Annotated in this window: 24 protein-coding genes; 9 read left to right on the forward strand and 15 right to left on the reverse strand. The window is 44.1% G+C overall.

From position 1 onward, the window contains the following. Positions 1-89: 89 nt before the first annotated feature. From ACLHG7_RS00895 to ACLHG7_RS00910, 4 genes are all read left to right on the forward strand, one after another. Positions 90-689 carry a short chain dehydrogenase gene (locus tag ACLHG7_RS00895; RefSeq protein ID WP_410209204.1) on the forward strand — a complete coding sequence of 200 codons (600 nt, stop codon included), beginning with the start codon at positions 90-92 and terminating at the stop codon, positions 687-689. Positions 690-828: 139 nt separating this feature from the next. Then, positions 829-1,287 carry a hotdog fold domain-containing protein gene (locus tag ACLHG7_RS00900; RefSeq protein ID WP_410209205.1) on the forward strand — a complete coding sequence of 153 codons (459 nt, stop codon included), beginning with the start codon at positions 829-831 and terminating at the stop codon, positions 1,285-1,287. A gap of 87 nt (positions 1,288-1,374) precedes the next feature. After that, entirely contained in the window at positions 1,375-1,959 is a 585-nt protein-coding gene (locus ACLHG7_RS00905; RefSeq protein ID WP_410209206.1) for a TetR/AcrR family transcriptional regulator, read from the forward strand. A 134-nt stretch (positions 1,960-2,093) separates the two neighbouring features. Then, positions 2,094-2,414 carry a hypothetical protein gene (locus ACLHG7_RS00910; RefSeq protein WP_410209207.1) on the forward strand — a complete coding sequence of 107 codons (321 nt, stop codon included), beginning with the start codon at positions 2,094-2,096 and terminating at the stop codon, positions 2,412-2,414. Between the two features lie 106 nt (positions 2,415-2,520). Here ACLHG7_RS00910 and tsf read toward each other — a convergent pair whose 3' ends face one another. Both tsf and rpsB read right to left on the reverse strand, forming a co-directional pair. Beyond that, on the reverse strand, positions 2,521-3,411 hold the full coding sequence (tsf, locus tag ACLHG7_RS00915; protein WP_410209208.1) for a translation elongation factor Ts: 891 nt from the start codon (positions 3,409-3,411) through the stop codon (positions 2,521-2,523). Between the two features lie 290 nt (positions 3,412-3,701). After that, positions 3,702-4,478 carry a 30S ribosomal protein S2 gene (gene rpsB, locus ACLHG7_RS00920; protein WP_410209209.1) on the reverse strand — a complete coding sequence of 259 codons (777 nt, stop codon included), beginning with the start codon at positions 4,476-4,478 and terminating at the stop codon, positions 3,702-3,704. Positions 4,479-4,826: 348 nt separating this feature from the next. Here rpsB and map point away from each other — a divergent pair, with 348 nt between their 5' ends. From map to dapC, 3 genes are all read left to right on the forward strand, one after another. After that, positions 4,827-5,630 (forward strand): type I methionyl aminopeptidase, encoded by an 804-nt coding sequence (map, locus tag ACLHG7_RS00925; protein ID WP_410209210.1) that lies wholly within the window; start codon positions 4,827-4,829, stop codon positions 5,628-5,630. A 167-nt stretch (positions 5,631-5,797) separates the two neighbouring features. Further along, the gene (gene glnD / locus ACLHG7_RS00930; protein WP_410209211.1) at positions 5,798-8,476 is read left to right on the forward strand and encodes a [protein-PII] uridylyltransferase; all 2,679 of its coding nucleotides are present in this window, start codon (positions 5,798-5,800) and stop codon (positions 8,474-8,476) included. Between the two features lie 47 nt (positions 8,477-8,523). Beyond that, positions 8,524-9,708: a succinyldiaminopimelate transaminase gene (gene dapC / locus ACLHG7_RS00935; protein ID WP_410209212.1), complete on the forward strand. Its 1,185-nt coding sequence runs from the start codon at positions 8,524-8,526 to the stop codon at positions 9,706-9,708. A gap of 78 nt (positions 9,709-9,786) precedes the next feature. Here the strand turns inward: dapC and trxC are convergent, their stop codons facing one another. The 8 genes from trxC to dusB form a co-directional block, all read right to left on the reverse strand. Beyond that, a complete protein-coding gene (gene trxC, locus ACLHG7_RS00940; protein ID WP_114899071.1) occupies positions 9,787-10,206 on the reverse strand; it encodes a thioredoxin TrxC in 420 nt (139 codons plus the stop codon). Positions 10,207-10,404: 198 nt separating this feature from the next. Next, the gene (locus ACLHG7_RS00945; protein WP_410209213.1) at positions 10,405-10,659 is read right to left on the reverse strand and encodes a DUF6868 family protein; all 255 of its coding nucleotides are present in this window, start codon (positions 10,657-10,659) and stop codon (positions 10,405-10,407) included. 170 nt (positions 10,660-10,829) lie between these two features. Continuing rightward, positions 10,830-11,477, reverse strand: a complete 648-nt coding sequence (locus tag ACLHG7_RS00950; RefSeq protein WP_410209214.1) for a YidC/Oxa1 family membrane protein insertase — start codon at positions 11,475-11,477, stop codon at positions 10,830-10,832. 272 nt (positions 11,478-11,749) lie between these two features. Beyond that, entirely contained in the window at positions 11,750-12,964 is a 1,215-nt protein-coding gene (locus ACLHG7_RS00955) for a sialidase family protein (RefSeq protein WP_410209215.1), read from the reverse strand. A 350-nt stretch (positions 12,965-13,314) separates the two neighbouring features. Further along, positions 13,315-14,511: a sialidase family protein gene (locus tag ACLHG7_RS00960; RefSeq protein ID WP_410209216.1), complete on the reverse strand. Its 1,197-nt coding sequence runs from the start codon at positions 14,509-14,511 to the stop codon at positions 13,315-13,317. Between the two features lie 256 nt (positions 14,512-14,767). Beyond that, a complete protein-coding gene (locus tag ACLHG7_RS00965) occupies positions 14,768-16,240 on the reverse strand; it encodes a glyceraldehyde-3-phosphate dehydrogenase (protein WP_410209217.1) in 1,473 nt (490 codons plus the stop codon). A gap of 149 nt (positions 16,241-16,389) precedes the next feature. After that, positions 16,390-16,644 (reverse strand): DUF1244 domain-containing protein, encoded by a 255-nt coding sequence (locus tag ACLHG7_RS00970; protein WP_410209218.1) that lies wholly within the window; start codon positions 16,642-16,644, stop codon positions 16,390-16,392. An 82-nt stretch (positions 16,645-16,726) separates the two neighbouring features. Further along, complete coding sequence (dusB, locus tag ACLHG7_RS00975; protein ID WP_410209219.1) at positions 16,727-17,743, reverse strand: tRNA dihydrouridine synthase DusB; 1,017 nt, start codon at positions 17,741-17,743, stop codon at positions 16,727-16,729. A 127-nt stretch (positions 17,744-17,870) separates the two neighbouring features. Between dusB and trmB the strand changes: the two genes are divergently transcribed. Further along, positions 17,871-18,626 carry a tRNA (guanosine(46)-N7)-methyltransferase TrmB gene (gene trmB, locus ACLHG7_RS00980; protein WP_410209220.1) on the forward strand — a complete coding sequence of 252 codons (756 nt, stop codon included), beginning with the start codon at positions 17,871-17,873 and terminating at the stop codon, positions 18,624-18,626. Between the two features lie 94 nt (positions 18,627-18,720). On the opposite strand, the gene ACLHG7_RS00985 is transcribed toward trmB, so the two are convergent. From ACLHG7_RS00985 to ACLHG7_RS00995, 3 genes are all read right to left on the reverse strand, one after another. Continuing rightward, positions 18,721-19,992: a dihydroorotase gene (locus ACLHG7_RS00985; protein ID WP_410209221.1), complete on the reverse strand. Its 1,272-nt coding sequence runs from the start codon at positions 19,990-19,992 to the stop codon at positions 18,721-18,723. Continuing rightward, positions 19,989-21,002, reverse strand: a complete 1,014-nt coding sequence (locus ACLHG7_RS00990) for an aspartate carbamoyltransferase catalytic subunit (protein WP_114899081.1) — start codon at positions 21,000-21,002, stop codon at positions 19,989-19,991. Before ACLHG7_RS00990 ends, ACLHG7_RS00985 begins: the two co-directional genes overlap by 4 nt. Positions 21,003-21,135: 133 nt before the next feature. After that, positions 21,136-21,717: a flavodoxin family protein gene (locus ACLHG7_RS00995; RefSeq protein WP_410209222.1), complete on the reverse strand. Its 582-nt coding sequence runs from the start codon at positions 21,715-21,717 to the stop codon at positions 21,136-21,138. A gap of 222 nt (positions 21,718-21,939) precedes the next feature. Here ACLHG7_RS00995 and ACLHG7_RS01000 point away from each other — a divergent pair, with 222 nt between their 5' ends. After that, complete coding sequence (locus ACLHG7_RS01000; RefSeq protein ID WP_410209223.1) at positions 21,940-22,980, forward strand: hypothetical protein; 1,041 nt, start codon at positions 21,940-21,942, stop codon at positions 22,978-22,980. 93 nt (positions 22,981-23,073) lie between these two features. Here ACLHG7_RS01000 and ACLHG7_RS01005 read toward each other — a convergent pair whose 3' ends face one another. Together ACLHG7_RS01005 and ACLHG7_RS01010 are read right to left on the reverse strand one after the other, a co-directional pair. Continuing rightward, the gene (locus ACLHG7_RS01005) at positions 23,074-24,279 is read right to left on the reverse strand and encodes a GNAT family N-acetyltransferase (RefSeq protein ID WP_410209224.1); all 1,206 of its coding nucleotides are present in this window, start codon (positions 24,277-24,279) and stop codon (positions 23,074-23,076) included. A 53-nt stretch (positions 24,280-24,332) separates the two neighbouring features. Next, entirely contained in the window at positions 24,333-25,433 is a 1,101-nt protein-coding gene (locus tag ACLHG7_RS01010) for a hypothetical protein (protein WP_410209225.1), read from the reverse strand. Positions 25,434-25,603: the final 170 nt, after the last annotated feature.

The following is a 25,603-nucleotide window of genomic DNA, read 5'->3' on the forward strand; positions in this document are numbered from 1 at the left end:
AATACTTCATGAGATGACAAAAGTCATTTTGTAGCCCCTATTGTTCAACCGCAAAATGTCTTTATCTAAACATTCCAAGGATTATTTCAATGAAAGTCATCGTGATTGGCGCAACAGGTACACTGGGTAAAGCAGTATCGAATGAATTAGCCGCACGCCACGACGTCATCGAAGTCGGTAAGCATAAAGGGCAATATCAAGTTGATCTGACCAATAGTGAAAGCATTAAAGCTCTTTTCGAAAAAACAGGGAAAGTTGATGCCATCATCGCAACAACCGGAAAAGTACATTTTGGTCCACTCACTGAGATGACAGCCGAACAATTTAAAATTGGTTTACATGATAAATTATTAGGTCAAATTGACTTGGTATTGATTGGACAACATTACTTAAATGCAGGCGGATCAATTACATTGACCAGCGGGATACTCACAGAGCAACCCATTCGCCTTGGCGTCAATGCAACCACAGCTAATGCTGCGCTCGAGGGCTTTGTTCTTGCTGCCGCTGCTGAATTCAGTCATGGCATACGCATCAATATTGTCAGTCCAACAGTATTGCAGGAGTCTTTAAAATCCTATGGCTCATTCTTTATTGGTTTTGAGCCTGTCGCCGCAAGTCGAGCAGCGCTGGCTTATAGCCGTAGTGTCGATGGCATTCAAACTGGGCAAGTCTATCGCGTTTGGTAAATTCAGCTTTTCAATTTCTGGTTCGATTAATAAACTGACTAGTCATCGTTACGGCTTTTGCATAAGTAAAAATTAGAATAATATTCTAGAATAAAGTTCTAACCTTCACGCTACTACTCACTATGGAAGCACATTGACTATGCAAGCATTACAACTTTTTGAGAAATTTAAAAAAATTCCAGCTGGCCGTAAATTATTCAGTTTAGCGATCTGCCAAACGGCACCCTACTTTTCAAGTATCCATCCGACCATTGAGGAACTAAAGCCAAACTATGCACGGGTCTTCATGAAAAAGCGCCGTTCCGTTGAAAATCATCTGAAAACTGTTCATGCCATTGCCATGTGCAATATGGCAGAACTTGCAGGCGGACTTATGACCGATGCGTCTATTCCTAAAGGCGCACGCTGGATACCCTCAGGGATGACCGTCGCTTACGTCAAGAAAGCCACAACAGATTTAGTCGCTGTCGCAGTTGGAGATGCTGTCGATTGGAGTACGAATGGCGACATCGTTGTTCCAGTCTCCGTGACAGATACACAGAACAATGTCGTGTTTACTGCTCAGATTACAATGAATCTTAAGCAACCCAAGGTGTAAAACAGCGTACCAGAATGCCAAAACATTGACCAATCAATGAAATTATCGGTGATATAATTTCTATTGATTATCAGGGCTATGAGAGAAATGACACCACGAACAAGTGATAAGCGTAAAAGTATACTCAAAGCAGCGTTATCGTGTTTTACACAGTATGGCATAGAGTCTACGACCATTGAGCAAATTCGTGACCTCTCAGACACCAGCGTCGGTAGTCTTTATCATCACTTTGGTAATAAAGAAGGTATCGCTTCAGCACTCTATAAAGAGGGTTTACGACAATTTATGCGTGGCCTTTCTGAGCATATGCGCTCCGTGACTTCCATTGAGCAAATGATCGCCGTAACAATCCATTCTAATCTGGACTGGATTGCTGAAAACCCCGACTGGGCACGGTTCATTTTTAATCATCGACACGTTTTAAAAGAAAATGCGCAAGAGGATAGTTTTAAAGTCGAAGTCAAAACAGCGCATCTGGAAATGACCAATCAGTGGCGAAGGCTTAGCGACAGTGATCGTTTAATGCCTATGCCTCTTGATGTTTATCAAGCCATCCTGATCGGTCCAACGCATCATTATGCAAGAGAATGGCTTGGCGGGCGTGCAGAGACCTCGCCTAAAGAAATGGGGGATTATTTAATTAGTATGGCGAGTCGCTGTTTATTAGAATAATATTGCTCTAGATCCACATAAAGTGTAACTAGCAATCATCTTTTGATATTCTCAACATAGTTTCAAAAGTGTTGGAAACTTAATAATAGATTTACTTCCCCTTTGTGAATATAGAACTTAAAGGCATCAACCACATGGAAAACAATTTAAAAGCAGCGGCGATTCATAGATTCTCGGGCTGGCTGGGTCTAATCATGACCCTACTCATACTCATTTATACTGTTAGTTCCCATTTAGGTTCAATCACCCATGTGATTCTTCTCTGTATTTTGTTCCTGCCAGTTTACTTACATTTCCTCATTGCTAGAGGATTGGTTAAAAGAAAAAAATGGGCTAAATATGCGTCCATTGCCATGGCTTTCTTTATGCTTCTGGGATTCCCGATCGGGACAGTTTTAGGCATATTCCTCTTTATTTATAGCAAATGGGATTATGAAGAAGCAGTCACCCAATAAATAACATCTTTTGCGAATGATATCGGCGATATGCATATCTCAAACTTGCTCTTATAAAAAAACCTCGCAAAATGCGAGGTTTTTTATAAGAGCAACGAGGGTTAAATTAACCCGCAGCAGCAGCCGATGCAGCAGCAGTTGCAGCAGCAACTTCTTCAGCAAAGTTATCTACTTTCTTCTCGATGCCTTCACCAACTTCTAAACGAACGATAGTGTCTACAGTTTGACCAGCAGCTTTCAGTACATCGCCAACTTTCTTCTCGTTGTCGATAACGTATGCTTGACGGGTCAAAGTCACTTCGTTCAGGTATTTGTCCAAGCTACCAGTAATCATTTTTTCAACGATGTTTTCTGGTTTGCCTGATTCACGTGCTTTAGCAGCGAAAATTTCTTTTTCACGCTCAAGGACTTCAGCCGGTACGTCTTCTGCATTGATTGCCAATGGGTTGAACGCTGCAACGTGCATTGCAATGCCTTTACCAGTTTCAGCATCACCACCAGTGTAACCAACAACAACACCGATTTTCAGGCCATGGCGATAAGTCGCCAGTGTTGCGCCTTCAACCAATACTGCACGGCGGATCTGGATGTTTTCACCAATTTTTTGAACCAATGCAACACGCGCTTCTTCGATGGTTTGACCATCGCCGTATGGCAATGCAGAGATTGCAACGACATCAGCAGTGTTATTTGCCAATGCGATTTCTGCAACTTTGTTTGCAAATACAGTGAAGTTTTCGTCTTTTGCAACGAAGTCAGTTTGGCTGTTTACTTCAACCAATAATGCACGACCTTCTGCTTGAGCAATAATGATCGCACCATCAGCAGCGATATTACCGGCTTTTTTAGCCGCTTTTGCTTGACCTGACTTACGCATGTTATCGATTGCAACTTCGATATCACCACCTGCTTCAGCAAGGGCTTTTTTGCAATCCATCATGCCAAGACCAGTACGGTCACGCAGCTCTTTAACCATGCTTGCAGTAATTTCTGCCATTTTCATTTCCTCAATAATTGATTCTTAAAGACTCTCAATTCGAAACTTTCAATCCGAAAGCCTATCTTCAAAAACAGCATTCAAATTCGTTAGATACACTCATCACAATACCCAAAAGGTATTTAAAAAATGAGGCATCAAAATCAAACAGCCCAATCAGTAGATTGGGCTGTACACCTGTCAGATTCAGGATAACGAAGAACTTAGACAGAATCGTGACAGCTCAAAACTAAAACCGACTTCAACGAAAAATATCTTCAAATAAACATTAATCGCTGAAGTTTTACAGCTTATTCAGCAGCAGGAGCTTCTTCAGCAGCAACAGGCGCTTCTACAGCAGCTTCTTGACCACGTGCAGCAGCATTACCTTGAGTCGCAGCATATTCTTTACCAGCAATGATGGCATCAGCCATTGCACTTGCGTATAAAGTCACAGCGCGGATCGCGTCGTCATTACCAGGAATGATGTAATCAACACCATCTGGGTTTGAGTTTGTATCAACGATACCGATCACTGGAATACCAAGGTTCAGCGCTTCTTTGATTGCAATCGCTTCATGATCAACGTCGATCACGAACAATGCATCTGGCAAGCCGCCCATATCCTTGATACCGCCCAAAGATTTTTCCAATTTTTCCATTTCACGAGTACGTTCCAACGCTTCACGCTTAGTCAGCTTAGCGAAAGTACCGTCTTGTGATTGAATTTCGAGGTCTTTTAAACGCTTGATTGACTGGCGAAGAGTTTTCCAGTTTGTCAGCATTCCACCTAACCAGCGGTGATCAACAAAAGGCATGCCTGCACGGATTGCTTGTTCACGAATAATCGCGCTTGCAGCACGTTTAGTTCCAACAAACAATACTTTGTTTTTGCGGCTAGCAATTTGGTTTGCATAGTTCAGAGCATCATTTAGCGCTGGAACAGTGTGTTCCAAGTTGATGATGTGAATTTTGTTACGCGCGCCGAAAATGAATGGTTTCATTTTTGGGTTCCAGAAACGAGTCTGGTGACCGAAGTGTGCGCCTGCTGTGAGCAGATCGCGCATTCCTACGTTGTAAGATGCCATATCTATTTACCTAATGCACCACGTGCATTTTTCAAGTTTGGGTTAGGCCTCCATACACCCGATTCGTCCACTAGAACGCAAACCCAGTATGCTTTTTTAATCATCTTTTAGGAAAATTTGACTAAAAATACTGTTTCACAGCTCCAGCACCCAGACGAATTGTCGGCGTATGTGCGGATTTATTTCCTCAACTCAAACAACAAGAAATATAAGTGATTGATTTATTGATGCTAATCATTCAAAAATGAACAACATACAAACTTACCAAACGAAGTACAAAACTGATTGCTAAATTGGGGGCGTATTTATATCATGTTTTAATATATTTTCCAATTAGATTGACACGATATGAACAGTTTTATTCAACAGCCGTCACTGATCAAGTCGGCAGAAGACATCGAAAAAATGCGCGTGGCAGGAAAACTTGCTGCAGAAGTGCTGGGCATGATTGCGCCTTTCGTCAAAGCAGGTGTGACCACAGCTGAACTTGACCGCATTTGCCACGATTATATCATCAATGTTCAAGGCGCAATTCCAGCACCACTGAACTATCGTGGATTTCCAAAGAGCATTTGCACATCAGTCAATCACGTCGTTTGTCACGGGATCCCAAGCGATAGCAAGGTCTTGAAAAATGGCGACATGATGAATATCGACATCACCGTGATCAAAGATGGATTTCACGGCGACACCAGTGAAATGTTCTTTATTGGTGAACCCTCAATCCTCGCCAAGCGTTTAAGTGATGTCGCTCAAGAAGCCATGTATCGCGGCATGCAAACCGTCAAAGCGGGCTCCTATGTCGGCGACATCGGTGCCGCTATTCAAAGCTATGTTGAAAGTCAGCGTTTCAGTGTAGTCCGTGAATATTGTGGTCATGGTTTAGGTCGCGTCTTTCACGAAGACCCACAAATCCTGCATTATGGTAAGAAAAATACAGGCATGAAGCTTGAAGCCGGTATGACTTTTACCATTGAACCGATGGTGAATGCTGGTGTCTGGCAAACCACCCTAATGAATGATGGCTGGACCGTTATTACCAAGGATCGTAAATTGTCGGCTCAATTTGAACATACCATTCTCGTCACTGAGACAGGCATCGAGATTTTGACGGCGCGCCCTAACGAAGACCTATCGCGCTTTGGTGTTTAAAGCAGACACTTCACATCTATGATCGAAGTTGCTTTTTAGACTGATCTAACATTGAATTTTTCAAAAAAGACTCTCATTTCGAGGGTCTTTTTTATCACTGAACCTGACTTCCTGCTATGATTCAGTCTTATTTTTTGTTCACCCATTCTTTGAGAGACTTACGCCTTATGTCTGCTCTGCCCTCGCCGCTTGATTATCTCCCGTCTAAAGACAGCTCTTCTTCAAGTACGGGTAGTACTGGGAATAATTGTCGAGGCCTCATTCAGTGGCGCCAACTGCTTGAGAAGCAATTAGACGAAAAATTAGAGGCGGGAGAGTCCATTCGTAGCGTTGTCCACGCACGTACCCATGCAATCGATGACGTCCTGCAACATCTTTGGGATAACCAGCATCTTTCCGATCAAGGCATTGCACTCATCGCGGTAGGCGGTTATGGCCGCGGGGAATTACTGCCTAAATCTGATGTCGATGTCATGATCCTGAGTCAAAATCCGCTTACCGAAGAACAAGAGGGGCAAGTTTCACTCTTTGTCGCAAGTCTTTGGGATGCAGGTCTTGAGCCGGGTGTAAGTGTACGAACACTTTCGGAATGTATCCAAACTGCCCAAGATATTACTGTTGCCACAAGTTTAGTTGAGTCGCGTTTAATTGTTGGCGATAAATCCTTAAGTCTTCTGCCTCGCCGCATCGTATCCGACACATGGACAGACTTGGACTTTTATAATGCAAAAATGGCCGAGCAGACTGTACGTTACGGTCAACATCATAATACTGAATACAATCTGGAACCGGATATCAAAAATGCGCCGGGTGGGCTCCGCGACATCAACCAGATTGGTTGGATCGCCAAGCGCTACTATCGCGTTGTCAGACTCTATGATTTGGTTCACTTGGGTTTTATCAGTGAGTTTGAATACAACGAACTGGAATCCTGTGAGGACTTTCTGTGGCTGATTCGTCATCATTTACACCGTATTACCAATCGCAATGAAAACCGCTTACTCTTTGACTATCAGCGCGCTGTTGCAGAACGCCTGAATTATCATAGTCACGAAAGTGATCATCAAAATGCGATAATTGAACGCTTTATGCGTGATTACTATCGTGCAGCGATGCGCGTTTCAAGCTTTAATGAAATGCTTTTGGCGTATTTCTATGAAACGGCGATTGAACCTAAACTCAAAGAAACATCTCCACTGATCGTCACTCCGATTAATGATCGTTTTGAGCTCATTAATGGCAAGATATCCGCGCGTCATCATCGTGTATTTTCAGAGACACCGAGCAGCATTTTAGAAATTTTCTTTCTGATGGCTTCGCGTAATGATGCCATCGGCATTCGTGCGCGCACACTTCGTCTATTGATGCTTGCCGTCAAAGGCATTGATGATGCTTTCCGTCAAAATCCGATGCATCGCGCGCTCTTTATGGCTATTATTCGTGGTCGCTATCGTTTGTATGAAACCTTTCAAGCGATGAAGCGCTATGGCGTGTTAGGTAAATACTTACCCGCTTTTGGACAGATTATCGGCTTGATGCAATATGACCTGTTCCATATCTACACGGTCGATATGCACACGTTGATCTTGCTGCGCAATCTACAACGTTTTGGGGAAGATCTGTCAGAAGAAAACTTCCCTGTGGTCAGTCAAATCTTTAAACGTCTTGATCGTAAAGATATTATTTATCTCGCTGCGCTTTTTCATGATATCGCTAAAGGTCGCGGCGGTGACCATAGCGAACTTGGGGCAATCGATGCGACCGAATTCTGCTTGGCACACGGATTAACGCAGCGTGAAGCGAATATTGTCGCATGGCTCACCCAGAACCACCTGCTCATGTCACTGACGGCCCAAAAGAAAGATATTTCGGATCCCGATATCATTCATGAATTTGCTCAAAAAGTCGGTGACATGGTGCATTTGGACTATCTGTACACGCTCACTGTTGCTGACATCAATGCCACGAATCCAACGCTTTGGAACACTTGGCGCGCATCATTACTCCGTCAGCTTTATAATCAAACTCGCCGAGTACTGCGCTCTGGCCTTGATAACCCGATGGACCGCCAATCTTGGATTGAAGATACCAAAAAACAATCCTTCGACTTGCTGGCTGGAGCTTTCGAGCGTCCTGTCGTTGAAAAAATTTGGCAAGAAATGGGCGATGATTATTTTCTCCGTGAACGCCCTTCCGAAGTCGCATGGCACACGCGCGAAATTCTATTGCACGGCCATGAAACACCGCTCGTGCTGATGCGCGAGCATCGTGAGCTCAATCAAGATGCCGTACAGATCTTTATTTATACGCATGATTTGACCAATCTGTTTGCTGCAACAGTGGCAGTTTTCGATCAAATGGAACTCAACGTTCAAGACGCGCGCATTATTACGGCGAAAACAGGTTTCTCTGTGGACACCTATGTTGTATTGGATAAATATGGCACCTTGCTGACCGATCCGGTTCGTAATGCAGAGGTAACGTCTCGCCTGAAAGCGGTGCTTGCTCAGCCTGAAAAAGCACAGAATCTCTCCAAACGACGGATGCCGCGTCAGCTACGCCACTTTAATGTTCCCAGCGAAGTCACGATTAAACTGGATATCGTGCATCAGCATAATGTCGTTGAGATTATCTCACTAGATCGTCCGGGACTCTTGGCGCAGATCGGTGCTTTGTTTTTCCAGAAGAACATTGATATTCAAACGGCTCGAATCGCGACCTTGGGAGAGCGCGCAGAAGACGTGTTCTTCATTACCGACAGTCAGGGCAAACCGCTCGATAATGCCGCAGCAAGTGCACTTGCTCAAGAACTCAAACATGATTTAGATGCACAGAGCCAAGCCTAGGCTCTGTAAAACCTTTTTTTGTACTTTTAAATGTAATCCAAATCTCTATGAATCCGAATCTATCCAGCTTACATCCCTATCCTTTTGAAAAACTTGCTCGTTTATTTAGCGATCTCACACCACCTAAAGACTTGCCGAATATTGCGCTATCGATTGGCGAACCGCGGCATGCGGCTCCAGAATTCGTCAAAGAAGCACTGGTTAGCAATCTTAAGCATTTATCAACCTACCCATCGACCAAAGGCTTACCTGCGCTACGTCAATCGATTGCAGATTGGTTAATCGCTCGCTTCAAGCTTGAGCATGTTGATGCAGAGTCGCAAGTGTTGCCCGTTAATGGGACTCGTGAAGCGATTTTCTCATTTGTGCAAGCAGTGATTAAACCCGCTGCAACGGGCCACCAGCAGCCCTATGTCATCATGCCCAATCCGTTTTATCAAATTTACGAGGGCGCCGCGTTTTTAGCCGGAGCTACACCCTACTTTGTAAACTGTACTGCCGAAAATAACTATCTGGGGGACTGGGATGCCATTCCTGAGTCAATTTGGGCAAATACACAACTCGTTTTTATTTGCACACCTGGCAACCCAACAGGCGCAGTCATGCCTGCTGAGAAACTGAAGAAACTCATTGCACTTTCCGATCAATACAACTTTGTGATCGCCTCAGATGAATGCTATTCAGAATTGTATTTTGATAAAGCTCCGATTGGCTTACTTGAAGCTTGTGCCGAAATAGGCCGACATGACTATCGCAATTGTGTCGTCTTCCACTCACTATCTAAGCGTTCAAACCTACCGGGACTTCGTTCTGGCTTTATTGCCGGTGATGCGCGTCTCCTTGCACCCTATTTACTCTATCGTACCTATCATGGCTCTGCGATGCCTGTACAACATCAATTGGCATCGATTGCTGCTTGGCAAGATGAAGCGCATGTTGAACAGAATCGTGTTTTGTATCGTCAAAAGTTTGATTTATTCCTGAATGAACTTGGACAAGAGCTTCCATTCAAAAAACCAGATGCTGGATTCTATTTTTGGCTACCCGTAGCAGATGATGAAGCTTTTGCACGGCGCTTATATGCTGAGCAGAATATTACCGTATTGCCTGGTCGCTATTTATCTAGGGAATCAGAGGGCATTAATCCGGGTATGAATCATGTCCGCATGGCATTGGTTGCCGATATGGCAACGTGTGAAATTGCCGTAGCCCGAATTAAAAGTTTGATTTAAACGTTATTGCAAGGTGAAAAAACATAGACGTGGATATCACTGATTTCCACGTCTTTTGAAGACAATTAACTTCCTAAATTAAACAACTTGTCCCAGCCACGACAACAATTGTGATGCCTGCATAGCACCTGCTTGCCGCGCTACTTCCTTGCCCTGCTTGAAAACTGCAATCGTCGGAATACTACGAATATTAAATCGTGCACTAATCTGTTGGGCTTGTTCGGTATCTACCTTGATAAAACGATATTGCGGTGCGTTTTGTGCGGCTTGATTGAATTGTGGCGCCATCATTTTGCAAGGACCACACCACTCTGCCCAAAAGTCGACTACGATGGGAAGTTCAGTGTTTTGCACATAATGATCAAAGTTCTGGTCATTCAATGCGATAGGATGGTTAGGTAACAGCTCTTTTTTGCATTTTCCACAAGTCGGATGCTCTTGCAAACGCTCATCAGGGACACGATTTTTGGCCATACAGTGTGGGCAAACAATCAGCATATCTCTTATTCCTATTACAATGTTTATTAAGTATTTTCATCAAATTTTACCGACTTGACTGGTCTCGATATTTGATGTTTTATAAACTATTTATGTTCATAGAAGCCGACGAATTAGACGCTTTGGAAATGCTTACAAAACAGGATAGCTTATTATGAACATGCTACTTTATTGCATAAAAAATCTAGAAAAATGTCGTTAATAACCACCTTTCACAACGATACTCAACGCAATGTAAGGCACGAGATTAAGCAATAGAATGCCAACTTTATACAGTGTCATGCCTGCATAATGAAGAGTATCGAAAGACTCATCAGAAAGGTGAAACCACCGTCCATGCAGATGACGCATCCACTCATGACTGAAAGTGAATACCATGAACCATATTAAGAGCACGCCATAATTGATGATTGTGCACCAAAGCAGCAAGCCGCGAATCAGTTCAATATTCATCAATTGATCTCCTTAATAGTCTCTCATTATACACCCTTAAAAAAATGCAAGACGTATCAAATTAATTTGGGATAGCTACCGCTACTTCAATAAAAAACCGACAAATTCATGTCGGTTTTTTTACTTCCAATGGATGACACAGTAATCGAATCGGCTCAATTAGGTCCATCTCAGATAGTTGGGATTTGCCTTGTTACAATTCCACGTAAAATCAGCATTTGTAAAACCGTTACTGCATTTGATGTTGCCCAATAGACGCCCAAAGCCGCAGGTAATGCAATGATGGCAAAAACAGAAATGGCTACAGGAATCATCAGGACCAGCCACATCGACATATTTTCAGGTCCATTAGGCATGAGAACCATGCCAAACATCATCAGGCTGCCCACCAAAATAGTGAGCAAAATATCGGGCTTTGCTAGCGTTGCGATCCATAAAAACTTGCTACGGAACATCATATGTTTAAGCACATGAAATATGCCGATGCCAAATAATCCTTGCGTACTCAAATTAAATATAGAGACCTTATCAACGATTGAAATACTATGCTTTTGGTAGAGTGCCATGGTCTTGTTTGTGCGTTCAGGTCGATTATCTTTAAAATTTCTTTTGATTTCCTCAAGCTCAGGCTTAATACGTTTCATGGCTTCTTTATTCTTTTGCATTTTATAAGCGGCAGCCAACGACACTGGCATCAATGCAAAACGGACAATCAAAGTCAGCGTAATAATCGAAAATGCTTCAGATAAACCCCAATTTGCACTCAAATAACTCAAACTCGTTTCAAGAATATGTGTCCAAGCGGTCCAAAATTCCATGAGTGGCTCCAGTCTGGAATAAAATAAGAATGCGTAATTAAGAGGTTGTGACTTTTAGTGAATTTTCAATGCTTCATTAGCCTTTAATCTCTCTTTATCTAAGCAAGAATGATGCCCACATAATAATTTCTCTTAATATCTATACATCATCAGCTTCATATAAGTCGATAGAGTTTTTTGCATCATGAAAATATTTTTCTCTGATTAATAAAAAAACCGACATTCAAATGTCGGCTTATATTAATCAAATATTTCTATTAAAAAAAGAACTCTTAAGACTTTGCTTTGGCCGCAGCAGCAAGAGCTAGCTCAAATATATTTCCGTATTCAGTAGCTTGATTAACAATAATCTTTGCATGAGCATCTTTTGAAATAAATTTCCCAGCACGAATATCTTGTTCTCTAAACGTGCTGACTAAAATCTGCTTCTGACCTGTAATATAACGTCCATAATCATAAGCAACATATATACGGCCATCAGATAATTGAGTGACATCTGGATATGAAACATTCTGACGCTCGTCAAGTAACAGCTTATATTTCCAAGTTCGCCCTTCATCTTCCGAAAGCCACGCAGTAAGCCGCTCACGACGATGCGCTTTTAAAGAATCATTATAAATGAGCAGATATGCGCCCGAAGTAAGCCGTCTCATTGATGCTCGAGTAGACGGTCCTGCAAACCCGGGGATCGGTGTTGCATTGCTCCAAGTCAGCCCCTGATCACTAGAAGTGCTGTTATATAAGCCTCTTTTTGTCCTAATAACCATCCATAAACTATTATCCCACAGGCCAAAATCTTTGCGCGGCGCAATAGTAGCTTCACTGAATTCGCGAATGGGTTGAGGAATTGTCGTTCCACCCTGCCAACTCCATGATTGTCCTTCATCTCTAGATAAAAGGCTTCCCGTTTCTTTCCCTTTGGTTTCAGACATCCATGAAGGCTTTCCGATCACAAAAAATGGCGCTAACCAATCGTCGCGATCCTGAATAATAGGTTTACCAAATAATATTCCACCTTCAGCAACTAAAAATGCAGGAGACCACGTTGGGTTTTCACTATCAGGATTGTCCGTACGTATTGCATAACAACCATAAGTTGTCGGCACCCCTGGTGGGGTTGCAGTTTGTTGCTGGAAGAAAATCCATAATCTTCCCTTCGGATCGAGCCACGGCAATGGGTCAAAAACACGGATCCCCGCTGCACCTTGAATCACTATTTTGGCCTTTGACCATGATAGGCCCTGATCGGCACTGGTTGATAACAATGCATAATTGCCTGCTCCTTCTACTTTGCCACCGCTATACCAAGTCGCCCACAGTCTACCTTTTGGAGAGTGCTCAATTCCTGGAATCCCTTGCCAAGATCGTGCAGGATTACTGTATTGCGCTCCGGGATTGATAATGACACTTGGCAGAGGAAGCCCTCCTGCATACACTTGATGGCAAATCGTCATCAATAATAAAATAAAATAAGAAATAAACTTCATTAAATCAGCTCCAGCGAATCAAAATCATCATGAATGGATTACTCATTTAATGAATAACTGATTCACACTATCGATAAAAATTGGATTGAAAGTAGCTATGCTATGAGCCATAGTTCAATTTATTAATCATATCCAGCATTTATCGCGATTCTGTGGATTTAAGATGTAGTTATGGCTGAGTCAAAGAAATCATACTCCTACCAATACGTAAAAATAATTACTGTTAATTGACAATAAAAAAACCGACATATTTATGTCGGTTTTAATAAGTGACTATATTTCAATCAACAGTAACGATTAATAAGGGCTGTATATTACATTCTCGTCATATTAAGAATGCTTCATTAAATTTATTTCACTTTAGCAGCATCATTAGCTTGCTCAAATTTATTGCCATAATCAGTTGCCTGATTGACAACAATCTTTGTATGCGCATCCTGTGAGATCAATTTTCCAGCACGTATATCTTGTTCACGAATAACACTGACTAATATCTGCTTCTCCCCAGTGATATAGCGTCCATAGTCATACGCGATAAATATTCGTCCATCGGATAATTGCGTCGTATCTGGATAGGTAACATTCTGCCGCTCATCAAGTAATAACTTGGATTTCCAAGTCCGACCTTCATCGTCTGAAAGCCAAGCGGTGAGGCGTTCACGTAGATGTGACTTCAAAGCATCATTATAAACCAGCAAGTAAGAACCAGACGCTAGGCGTCTCATCGCTGCGCGAGTAGATGGTCCTTCAAAACCTGGAATGGACACGGCATCAGTCCAAGTCACTCCCCCGTCATTTGATGTGCTGTTATACAAACCTTTTTTAGTACGAATAACCATCCACAGGCTATTATCTTTTCGTTGAGCTATGGTCGCTTCACTAAACTCTCGAATGGGTTGTGGAATCGTCGTTCCTCCCCGCCAATTCCATGACTCGCCTTGATCTGTAGATAAGAGCGTGCCGGTTTCTTTGCCATTGATCTTCTGTATCCAAGACGGTTGACCAATCACAAAAAATGGAGCTAACCAACCGCCATTCGATTGAACAATAGGTTTACCAAATAATATTCCCCCTTCAGCAACCAAAAACGGTGAAGACCATTTTGGATTATCGCTATTAGGATCATCTGTACGTATCGCATAACAGCCATACGTTGTAGGAACACCCGGTGGGGTTGCCGCTTGTTGTTGAAAGAATATCCATAATCTTCCTTTAGGGTCTAACCAAGGTAGCGGGTCAAAAACACGGAAACCCTGCGCAGCTTGAATAACAACTTTAGCTTTAGACCAAGATTGTCCTTGATCATTACTGGTAGACAGCATTGCATAATTTCCCGGCCCTTCAACTGGACCACCACTATACCAAGTCGCCCAGAGTCGCCCACTTGGTGAATGTTCAACACCTGGAATCCCCTGCCAAGAACGTGCTGAATCACTATATTGCATTCCCGGTTTAACGATAACTTTCGGAAGCGGGATTCCATCCGCATAGACCTCTTGCTCAAAAAACATCGCCATCAAGATAAGAAAATAAGAAATAAATCTCATAGCACCAGCTCCCGTGAATTAAACACAATGGATGTAACGGTTATACAGACACAGCTTATCGATACAATAAATAATTTTTTTGCTGCCTACATTAGCTTAGCCAGAGTTTATCTCTATTATGTGTATGAAATATATCCGTATGTAACTCTAAATCAATCCTCTAAAAAGCACATATGAACTAAAATTAGCTGACCTTCAATGATCATCTAAAAAAAAACCGACATCTACATGTCGGTTTTCTTTATTCATTCAGTAATTATGCACTGACCGTCTCTAATGGAAAGTGCGGGTACTGTACACCTGCCATTTGCTCAACGATACGCAGAACTTGGCAGCTATATCCAACTTCGTTGTCATACCAGACATAAAGCGTTGCATGGTTACCGCTGACGATCGTTGCTTGTGCGTCAAACACACCTGCTGAACGTGAACCAATGAAATCTGATGAAACCACTTCACTCGAGTTGGTATAGTCAATTTGACCTTGCAGATTTGAGTAAATAGAAATCTGACGAATATATTCGTTGATTTCTTCACGTGTGGTTTCGGTTTCTAAATTCAGATTGAGAATCGCTAAAGACACGTTTGGTGTAGGTACGCGCACAGAGTTGCCTGTTAACTTGCCTTTTAACGCAGGCAATGCTTTTGCCACCGCTTTAGCAGCACCGGTCTCTGTAATAACCATATTCAATGTTGCAGCACGACCACGGCGATCTGCTTTATGGTAGTTATCCGTCAAGTTTTGGTCATTGGTGAATGAGTGAACAGTTTCTACATGACCGTTTAATACGGTGAATTTATCATGAATCACTTTGAGGATCGGTGTGATCGCATTGGTTGTACAGCTTGCTGCACTGATGATCTGATCTGAATCAATGATATCCGTATGATTTACACCATACACTACGTTCTTCATCTCACCTTTACTTGGTGCAGTGAGAATGACTCGTTTTACACCAGGGCAGGCTAAGTGAACAGACAGACCTTCAACATCACGCCATTTACCGGTGTTATCAATCAATAACGCATCTTTAATGCCGTAAACGGTGTAATCAACTTCTGATGGGCTACCAGCATAGATCACTTTAATATAGTTACCGTTTGCAATGATCGCTTCGTTTTCTTCATCAACAGAAATCGTACCTTGGAATGAACCATGTACAGAGTCACGGCGCAAAAGTGATGCGCGCTTTTGCAAATCGCCTTCAGAAGATTTACGTACGACGATTGCACGCAGACGCAGACCACGTCCAAGACCCGCTTGTTCAATAATTAAGCGCGCCAAAATACGACCAATACGACCAAAACCGTAAAGCACAACATCTTTAGGTTCAGCACGTTCGCCCTGCGCGGGTAATACGGCTAAAGCAGCACTGAGTAATTCTTTCGCTGCGGTGCCTGTTTCGCCTGCTGCACGAGCCAGTTTACCAAGGTCAACTTCACATGAGGTCAGTTTGCCACATTCTGCTAAAGCTTCAAGAATCGGCATAGTGTCAACGACAGACAAATCACCAGCGATCATCCGTACGCGACGATGCGCTTTAAGAATCTGAATCACAGACATGTTAACCAAAGAACGACCATAAACTGAAACAACAACATCGTTTTCGCGATACAAGCGACCAATAATCGCAATCATCCGTTCGGCTATTTCTTCACGATTTTTCCAGCGACCCCAATGTTCTTGAGTCAGTGCTACGGTATTGTTTGGTTGTGTCGAGTCAGTCACGGATAATTCCTTCATTGAGGCCCTTTTTTATTTGGGCAAACTGGGGGAAATGTTTAGAGGCGCATATTCTAACAAACTACGACGTGTTTTGCCTGTGAATGTCATCATTTTGCGATGAAATGTGTATAGAGAAGGATAATATGACGATATTATTTCTGATATTTACTTTTCCACTCTTCATATGGCATACCGTAAATATGCTGACGAGCTTCTGGATCAGTTAATGCGATTCCTTGTTTTTCAGCCTCTTCACGCATCCATTTTGATAAACAATTACGGCAGAAACCACCGATATTCATTAAGTCGATATTCTGCACCTCTGTGTGGGTTTGTAGATGATTCATAAGTCGGCGAAATGCGGCGGCTTCAAGCTCAGTTTGCTGTGCTGGTGTTAAATTTGACATAAAATATTCCTTATAAATAATGACACATTAAAAATGTAGTCCCTTAAAGGGATTCAAAAATTGTAAATATGATAATAACGGCTCAATCCTCTGTTGCCACAAGATCACTCTCATAGATCAAGCGCTCGCCACGTTGTAATAAATGATCAAAATAATTACGCGTAATAGTCGCTTGCTCTACAGTCGATTCCACTGCGTACATGGCTTGGCGAAACTCATTACTGGCATGCAGCCCTTTGGTATACCAAGCAATATGCTTCCGAGCAATACGGCAACCTGAATACTCACCATAGAATTGGTACAAGTCATCTAAGTGCCCGAGAAGTACTTCTTTGATTTCGGTCACTTCTGGCAAAGGCAATAGCTCCCCCGTCGCAAGATAATGCGCAATCTCACGAAATATCCACGGTCTCCCTTGAGCCGCCCGCCCAATCATAATGGCATCCGCGCCAGTTTCTGCTAAAACGTACGCCGCTTTTTGAGGACTATCAATATCACCATTAGCAATAATCGGTATCCGCACATTGCGTTTTACTTCTCGGATCAATGCGTAACGGGCTTGACCTAAATACATATCCTCACGCGTTCGTCCATGAATGGCTAATGCAGCAATACCCGCTTGCTGTGCGCGCTCTGCAATGCGATGAATATTTTCAGCGCCATTAATAAAGCCAAGACGTGTTTTCAACGTTACGGGCACATCGACGGCATTGACCACAGCATCAAGAATCTCACCAACCAAAACCTCATCTTGCAAGAGTGCCGAGCCTGCAAGTTTATTGCAGACTTTTTTAACAGGGCACCCCATATTGATATCGACGATTTGCGCACCATTCGCCACCTGATAGCGCGCGGCCTCCGCCACTTGCTTTGGATCAGAGCCGGCTATTTGAACTGAAATAGGTGCAAGCTCCCCTGTAAAGTCTGCGCGACGCAGTGACTTCTTACTGGCATGCAATGACTTATCGGCCGTAATCATCTCGCTGACCGCATGACCTGCTCCGAAATGCTTACAGAGTTGACGAAACGGACGATCTGTGACGCCGGCCATCGGGGCAACAATGAGGTTATTACGGAGTTGATAAGGACCGATATGCATGGGCAAAGCTAAAATCAGATAATAAAGAAGTGAATTGTAGGCGTGACAGGAGAAATGGGCAATCACGAATAAAATCCCTTACAATAGCCGCCAATTTCGATGATGAATTCTTTACGGCACCATTTCCATGAACGATACAACTGATTTACCCTCAAATCTGACCGAAGCTGCAAGCGATAATGTAGAAAACGGGTCTGTAAAAGACGAATCAGAAGATAAAAGCTTACGTCCTATTCTGACCTTTATGCGCCGCTCATCCCCACTCAACACCTCACAAGAGCGTGGACTGGATGAATATGCACATCTGATTGTTAAAGGCCCCATCAGCGATGCACGTACCCTATTTAGCAATCCAGCACTTCCGCTGACGATCGAAATTGGCTTTGGTATGGGCAGCTCATTGGTACAAATGGCGGTTGCTGCGCCCGAGCGTAATTTCTTAGGGATTGAAGTTCATATACCCGGAATAGCACAATGTGCCTTTGAAGCTGGTCAAGCCGAAATTAATAATTTGCGGATTATGGATGCTGATGCGCTGGAGGTACTTGCGGGTATCCCTGACAGCAGTGTTGATCGTGTGCAGTTATTTTTCCCAGATCCTTGGCAAAAGAAACGTCATCATAAACGTCGTTTTGTCGCACCTGAGCGTATGGCACTGATCGTCCAGAAACTGACTCTGGGTGGGTGGTTTCATTCAGCAACGGATTGGCAGCCCTATTCCGAATGGATGATTGACGTGCTTGAGCAAGTACCAGGACTTGAGAACGTTTATGGCAAAGCACAGTTTGCCCCGCGTCCAGAATGGCGCCCGCAAACTAAGTTCGAACGTCGCGGTGAAGCGGCAGGCCATGGGGTTTGGGATGTGATTTATAAGCGCGTGTGATGTCTAAGAAGTTATTTTTGATACGAACCAATCAAGCCACAATAGTGGCTTGATCTTTATCTAGTTAATCAACAACGACTCTGACTTAAGTCGTTTAAACAAATACCTCAACGACACGCCCAGTCAATGCTGATCCTAAAAACGGTGTATTCTTCCCTGCCGATTTAATTTCTGTCGCATCTAGTGTCCACTGCAGTTCTGGATCGACCAGCAGCCACCCCCCCATGCTTTTCCAAGTTTGATGTACGCCAGCAATCGCTGCGGGTATCAGAGAGATCTGTGTCACCAGCTCAAGGGGTGATAATAGCCCATCACGGACTAATCCTATACCGAGTGCCATAAAGCTATCAAAAGCAGAAATACCCGCTTGAGTTTCGGCAAAAGGCATCATCTTTGCCGTCGCAGATAGGGGCTCGTGATGGCTACATATCGCATCAATAATCCCTGCTGCCACGCCTGCACGCAATCCCAAGCGATCCTCTTCGCTACGCAGTGGCGGGCGGACATGGGCTGCTGAGTTAAAGCCATCGATACTCGAATCGGTTAAATACAACTGATGCATTGCCACATCAGCCGTTACAGGTAACTTTTTATCTTTCGCAGCGGCGATCAAATCAACCGAGGCGGCACAGGAAAGCTGGCTAAAGTGGGCGCGTACACCCGTTGCTTCAACCATCTGTAGCTGGGTACTCAGCGCTACTGTCTCTGCAATCGCAGGAATCCCCGCCAAACCTTGCCGTGCAGCCATAAACCCGTCATGCACACAGCCATCTTGTGCGAGTACTGCATCTTCAGGGTAAAAGAAAACGGTTAAACCTAAAGTTGCTGCATATTCTAAGGTATGGAATAACACATCATTATCTGCAAAAGAATGACGTGCATTACTGACCGCAATACATTTGCCTTGCTTTAAACCGGCTAAATTCGCGGGCTGCTTACCTTCAAGTCCCTTGGTCAACGCACCAATCACATGCAGGAAAATACCGCCATCATCATAGGCTTTTTGGCGTAGACCGGGCAGCAATGCCCCACTCTCCAGTACAGGCTTGGTATCTGGCGGAATAACGACGTGAAGGAAACCATTTGCACGCGCGGCCTGCCCCTCAGATTTTAAGGTCCCGTGTTGCTGTTCACCTGGCTCACGTAAACGTGCACAAAGATCAACAAGTGAAGGCACTAACCATTTGCCTTGCCCATCTATCGTTTTTGATACACTTTTAAAATCCGAAGGCTGATCAATTAAATGACCGTTCTTAATCCACACTGAACGAACATCATCGGTATTGGTCTCTGGATCAAGCAAACGGATTTTATTGATTTGGATAATATGATTATCTGCGGGTTTCAAATTTTTTACGTCGCTCATGCCTGCATCTCCCGCGCTTCTAACTGTCCTTGCATTGCCAACGAGAGCACGGCCATTCTGACCGCGATCCCATAATTCACCTGTTTTAAAATTAATGACTGTGGGCCATCAGCAACGCTGGATGCGATCTCAACACCCCGATTCATTGGACCTGGATGCATGACTAATGCATTTGGGTTAGCGAGCTTTAAACGCGCCTCACTTAACCCATAAAGTTTATAGAATTCATCAGAACTGGCCAGTAGTGGTGAGGCAATACGCTCATTCTGAATCCGTAATGAAATGACCACATCACAACCCGCAACACCTTGATCCATATTTTCAAAAACTTTAACACCAAAGGTCTCAAACCCAGTCGGCAATAAAGTCTTCGGTGCGATGATGCGAACTTCTTTCGCGCCTAAGGTTTGCAGGGCTTGTATGTCAGAACGTGCCACACGGGAATGCTTGATATCGCCAATAATAGCAATCGTCAATTCACTAAATGGACGACCCGCATGACGGCGTATGGTGAGCATATCCAGCATAGCTTGGGTCGGATGTGCATGACGACCATCACCGGCATTAATAATCGCAACTTTAGGACAAACAGATTGCGCCATGAAGTGTGCGGCACCTGATGCAGAATGTCGCACCACAAACACATCGGCAGTCATCGCCTCTAGATTCCACAAGGTATCGCGGAGTGTCTCACCCTTTGATGTACTCGAACGTTGAATATCGATATTAAGTACATTCGCAGAAAGGCGCTGAGCAGCCACTTCAAATGTAGTCCGTGTCCGAGTAGAGGGTTCAAAGAAAAGGTTCATGACTGTACGCCCAGCCAGCAGGGGATTATTTAAAATCCGGCCATTCTCACCGAGAAATGTTTCTGCAGTATCTAATATTTTAGTGAGGTGAGCGCAAGACAGTCCTTCGATTCCAAGAAAGTGTTGCAAATTGCCTGCACGATTGAGTTGCAGTTGACTAGGCAGGTGTAACGCAGAAATATGCTGTGCTGACTTTTGCATCAACGATGTCTCTAATGGCTATTTTTAATGGCGCTAAGTTTAACGGATTACTCAAAAAAATTCCTGTCGAATCGAGCCTAATCGATAGGCAAAAAAAACAGCCTCATTATGAGGCTGTCTTCATATTCATCACTTATAGTTTTTTATTCGCACGAATCACTTGTTCAGCGAAACGTTTACCGAACGCTTTCGCAGTTTCGAGGTCACCTGCATGAGGACCTTCTTCTGGGGTTGAGTCAGAGGGTGACGCAGCCAATAGTCCTGAAAATCCACCTAACCAATTCAAATCGCTGCGCTGTGCTGCTTTGCTGCTGGATGGCATCAGACCTGTGCCGACCCAAAGCATGCCATGTTGCATTGCAAAGGTAATAAGATAAGAAATCGTGACGCCCTTGTCGCCGTTTTGTGAAGCAGAGTTGGTAAATCCTGCAGCTAATTTATCTTTCCATTCACCGATAAACCAAGGTTTGCTTGAAGCATCTGCGAACTTTTTGAATTGCCATGCCACATTACCCATATAGGTTGGTGAGCCAAAAATAATACCATCAGAAGCAACTAACATTTCCCACGCTGCATCAGATAGATTCCCTTCTGAATCTATACGAATCAATTCGACAATGGTACCCGGTACGGTGACCAAGCCTTCTTTAACCGCCTCGGCTTGCTTGTGGGTATGACCGTAACCACTGAAATAAACAACTGCAACCTTTGACATTTTAAATCTCCGTGAAGTGAATTGAGCGAACTTATCTTAATCGCTTTACATGACAACGATACACCTTAGTTTCTAACAATAACTGTAAAGTAAATGTTAATAATTGGTCTCTAAAAATCATTAAGTTAGGATTTGTAATTCGTTATTTTGCATGGCTCGATATTTGCTAATTTAAACGTATACTTTCTATTGAACTTCGAAATCAAATTAAGGCAAACGATTATGTATACCGACGAAGATCTCAACTCAGCCGTTAAAGAAGGCATTTTCACTGAGGATGCCATTTCCAGCTTCCGTAGTTATATTTCAAAAAGTCAAAACGTGACCTTGGTCGATGAAGAGAACTTTCGCCTCATCAGCGGTTTTAATGACATCTTTGTCGTTATCGCGTGTTTACTGTTGTTGACTTCGGTGGCATGGCTTGGTTCAGCGATTAGTCCTATCGCAGCGGCGATTATCTTTACGGCGACATCTTGGGGATTAGCAGAATTCTTTGTCCGTAAACGGCGTATGGCCTTACCCGCAATTGTCTTATTAATCGCCTTCATTAGCGGAGTCATGGCGACCTCAGTGTCGTTCTTTGTCAATCTAGGAATTGGACAAGCTCAGCAAATGAATATTGAACATTTTGAGCAAATGAGAGTCTTTGGCTTTATCACCACAGCCGTGGTGAGCATTGCAGCGACATGGTTACACTGGCGTCGTTTTAGAGTGCCAATCACGGTTGCCGTAGGTGCTGCATCGTTGGTGCTTTGCTTAATGGGGCTATTAGGTACCAGTTCATTAGATTCCCAATGGCTCACACCGATACTCTTTATTTCAGGGCTATTGATCTTTGCGCTGGCGATGTACTGGGATGCCTCAGATACACTGCGTCAAACCAAGAGATCAGATGTCGCATTCTGGCTTCATCTCCTCTCCGCACCACTGATTGTTCATCCTATTTTTACGACTTTAGGCATACTGAGTGGCCATAGTACAATCCTACAAGTCGTGCTCGTGATTGCACTGTATATTGTGATTGCCTTTATCTCGATTGCCATTGACCGCCGTGCTCTGATGGTCTCTTCATTGATCTATGTATTGTACGCATTCTCAGCATTACTGAGGAACTATGGACTGGTGAGCTTAAACTTTGCAATGACAGGCGTCATTATCGGGGCAATACTGCTCTTCTTATCTGCGTACTGGCATACCGCACGTACTTTCTTGATTAGGTACTTTCCGCAATCCATCAGTGGTTGGCTCCCGGCTCTAAGATAAGGGCGGTAGGGACATGACGAGGGCTTTATGTAACTAACTTTAAAGTCCTCGACATGCAAATCACAATTGTATTCTGGCAAGCGCTTTTCAAACTTAAACTTGCTTAAAGGGCAAACTTCCAACCGCCTCCTCAAAATAAGCTTTGACTCCCTCCCGTTCACGCACTACAAAATCACTCACGGCATCCATAAATGCAGGTTCGGCCAACCAATGTAGTGAGTGGGTATAGACCGGCGCAAAGCCACGAATGAGCTTATGCTCCCCTTGCGTGCCCGGATCAAACCAACGTAGATGATTGCAGATTGCGTATTCAATGCCTTGGTAATAGCACACTTCAAAATGCAATGAGTCGACATCGCGAATGGTCCCCCAATAACGTCCGTATAAGGTCTGCTCATCCTTAAAAAAGAGTGCCGCAGCAATCGGCGCTTGATCACGATCATATGCAATATTCAATGCCAGCGAGTCTGGCATCGTAGTCCCCAACTGCTTAAAGAAATCAAGCCGCAAGTATGGCTTCTGTCCCCGAATATGATAGGTATTTTGGTAGCAACGATAGAAGAAAAACCAATCCTCCTCGCTGATCACCCCACCCTCAAGCCAACGGCAAGAAATCCCTTGCGCGGTGACTTTATCTCGCTCTACGCGGATGCTTTTTCGGCGTTTTGCCGTCAATACGCTTAAGAAATCCGCAAAATCGGTGTACGGTTTGTTTTCCCATAAAAACTGGACATTACTGCGCCGGGCCAGCTTCTGTGAGGCAAAACTTGGGGAATGCTCCAATTGCGCAGCACTGTCTAAGAAAGACTGATCAAGAAACAAACCATGCCAAGAGGATGCCCCCATCTGCTGCGCCAAGGCTTTAATACCCTGTAGTAATTGCGGCAATACATCATCGAGTTGAAAACCATCAGCTAGCAATATCCGCGATCCCGTCACTGGGGTGAACGGTACACTGGTCACTAAGCGTGGGTAATACTCTAGCCCATGCCGTGCATAAGCTTGCGCCCAAGCATGATCGAAAACGTATTCCCCGCGATTATGTGTCTTGGCAAATAAAGGCAGCGCGGCAATGGGCTGATCATCGCGATAGAGCATCAAATGTTGCGCGTACCAACCTGCATGCTGCCCCACCGCATCACTGTCTTCCAGCGCCAGCCAAAATGCCCGCTGCATAAAAGGAGTGCTTTGACCTTGCCATAGATGATTAGGGAAATGACTGACCGAATCGACAACCTTGATCAGGTCATCGAGTCTGGGTGGTGATAGTGGCTGAGCGGATAACACAGGATCTGGCATAGCTCGGTTTCGACTTTTAAATGCGTAAAAACATAAGAGAATATTGAATGAATCTAAGGTGCAGTCGCCCAAGAACTACAGGTATTAAACTGCTGCATATCCTTCCAGACACTCAAATCTGGCGATTGAACTTGCTTTAAGGCTTCTGCCGCTTCTACACGATTTCCTGCATTACATAAGAACAAGAAATTTTGATTGGCATTCCGATTGGCCACTTGCTCACCCGTAGTAATCGATGCTGTCGAATTACTATCAACAGGACCCTGATAAAGCGGCGAGTTTGGATTAGGTTGCTCAGGGCTTGCGGGATAGGCTTGCGCATATTCAGGGGTATAGGGTGGTTGCTCGGCTTCATCAGGCGGATAGTCCATCTGATCTGCCGGATAACCTGAAGCCTGCATTTGTTGACGAACATCGGCATCATAGATGAGCTGTTGACGTAAATTATCATCATTAATGGCTTGCGCAAGCTCTGCATCGGACCATGCTTGGCTATAGGCCATACTCGTCGCAATTGCATACCAGTAGGGATCAACAACCTCATAGTTGACACGCCAACCATGATCGCGCCAGCCATAGTCACTCGGCCAACTACGATAATAATGCACTCGATAGCGACCAGAATCCCCTTGCCAGTAGGGCATCCGATAATGATTGGTCCAACCATGATTCAACCCACCATTCCCAGCCCATACGCGCTGATGATTATCACCATTCCAGCGAGAATCTCCACGTGAGCTATTCCAGCCAGAGCGATCATTTGTCCGACGATCTACACCTTGAAAGGATTCATTGGGTCTGTTGGGGTTACTGCCATGATTGAAACTAGGTGCGGTATTTGGCGTGGCTTGGGGAGTTGGCATCTGGCCTTGTTGAGCATGATTTCCTGACCCATGCTGCCAGCCATCACGTCCTGGGTTGGATTGAACAGGTGTTGCGATGGGGTGATTAAACGCTGTTTGCGCATTACCAGTCCATTGCGGGCGATTGGGTTGTGGATTAGCAACGCCACCACCTGCTGGCATCCGACCCGTGCGCATAGCACCATTATCAGCCCGCTCGCGATGCTCGCCTCCACGTTGATTTGATTGACCTGACCGCTCATGCCCCGGATTGGTCTCATCAGCACAGGAGACTTGAGATAAAAGTGTCACGCCCAGTATCATCGAAACGGAAGCGACCGCTATAAAAAGTTGATTATATCTGCGCATGATGGGTCTTCTAAGTGAGGGTTGCAGCGAGCTGTATATTGGCTCATTTTAACAGCAGGTCAATCACTTGCGCGTAAGACATCGTAAGTAATGACCTGCCCTACGCTGTATTT

Source organism: Aquirhabdus sp., from assembly GCF_046462495.1.
Lineage (GTDB): Bacteria > Pseudomonadota > Gammaproteobacteria > Pseudomonadales > Moraxellaceae > Aquirhabdus.

Excerpts from the sequence above, each read along its gene's own strand:
- ACLHG7_RS00960 (WP_410209216.1), bottom strand. The coding sequence starts at position 14,511 with ATGAGATTTATTTCTTATTTTCTTATCTTGATGGCGATGTTTTTTGAG.
- ACLHG7_RS00995 (WP_410209222.1), bottom strand. The coding sequence starts at position 21,717 with ATGTCAAAGGTTGCAGTTGTTTATTTCAGTGGTTACGGTCATACCCAC.
- ACLHG7_RS00950 (WP_410209214.1), bottom strand. The coding sequence starts at position 11,477 with ATGGAATTTTGGACCGCTTGGACACATATTCTTGAAACGAGTTTGAGT.
- ACLHG7_RS00945 (WP_410209213.1), bottom strand. The coding sequence starts at position 10,659 with ATGAATATTGAACTGATTCGCGGCTTGCTGCTTTGGTGCACAATCATC.
- trmB (WP_410209220.1), top strand. The coding sequence starts at position 17,871 with ATGAACGATACAACTGATTTACCCTCAAATCTGACCGAAGCTGCAAGC.
- trxC (WP_114899071.1), bottom strand. The coding sequence starts at position 10,206 with ATGCTGATTGTTTGCCCACACTGTATGGCCAAAAATCGTGTCCCTGAT.
- ACLHG7_RS01000 (WP_410209223.1), top strand. The coding sequence starts at position 21,940 with ATGTATACCGACGAAGATCTCAACTCAGCCGTTAAAGAAGGCATTTTC.
- ACLHG7_RS00910 (WP_410209207.1), top strand. The coding sequence starts at position 2,094 with ATGGAAAACAATTTAAAAGCAGCGGCGATTCATAGATTCTCGGGCTGG.
- ACLHG7_RS00970 (WP_410209218.1), bottom strand. The coding sequence starts at position 16,644 with ATGTCAAATTTAACACCAGCACAGCAAACTGAGCTTGAAGCCGCCGCA.
- dapC (WP_410209212.1), top strand. The coding sequence starts at position 8,524 with ATGAATCCGAATCTATCCAGCTTACATCCCTATCCTTTTGAAAAACTT.
- map (WP_410209210.1), top strand. The coding sequence starts at position 4,827 with ATGAACAGTTTTATTCAACAGCCGTCACTGATCAAGTCGGCAGAAGAC.
- glnD (WP_410209211.1), top strand. The coding sequence starts at position 5,798 with ATGTCTGCTCTGCCCTCGCCGCTTGATTATCTCCCGTCTAAAGACAGC.
- ACLHG7_RS00895 (WP_410209204.1), top strand. The coding sequence starts at position 90 with ATGAAAGTCATCGTGATTGGCGCAACAGGTACACTGGGTAAAGCAGTA.
- dusB (WP_410209219.1), bottom strand. The coding sequence starts at position 17,743 with ATGCATATCGGTCCTTATCAACTCCGTAATAACCTCATTGTTGCCCCG.
- ACLHG7_RS01005 (WP_410209224.1), bottom strand. The coding sequence starts at position 24,279 with ATGCCAGATCCTGTGTTATCCGCTCAGCCACTATCACCACCCAGACTC.
- ACLHG7_RS00955 (WP_410209215.1), bottom strand. The coding sequence starts at position 12,964 with ATGAAGTTTATTTCTTATTTTATTTTATTATTGATGACGATTTGCCAT.
- rpsB (WP_410209209.1), bottom strand. The coding sequence starts at position 4,478 with ATGGCATCTTACAACGTAGGAATGCGCGATCTGCTCACAGCAGGCGCA.
- ACLHG7_RS00985 (WP_410209221.1), bottom strand. The coding sequence starts at position 19,992 with ATGAGCGACGTAAAAAATTTGAAACCCGCAGATAATCATATTATCCAA.
- tsf (WP_410209208.1), bottom strand. The coding sequence starts at position 3,411 with ATGGCAGAAATTACTGCAAGCATGGTTAAAGAGCTGCGTGACCGTACT.
- ACLHG7_RS00905 (WP_410209206.1), top strand. The coding sequence starts at position 1,375 with ATGACACCACGAACAAGTGATAAGCGTAAAAGTATACTCAAAGCAGCG.
- ACLHG7_RS00990 (WP_114899081.1), bottom strand. The coding sequence starts at position 21,002 with ATGCAAAAGTCAGCACAGCATATTTCTGCGTTACACCTGCCTAGTCAA.
- ACLHG7_RS00900 (WP_410209205.1), top strand. The coding sequence starts at position 829 with ATGCAAGCATTACAACTTTTTGAGAAATTTAAAAAAATTCCAGCTGGC.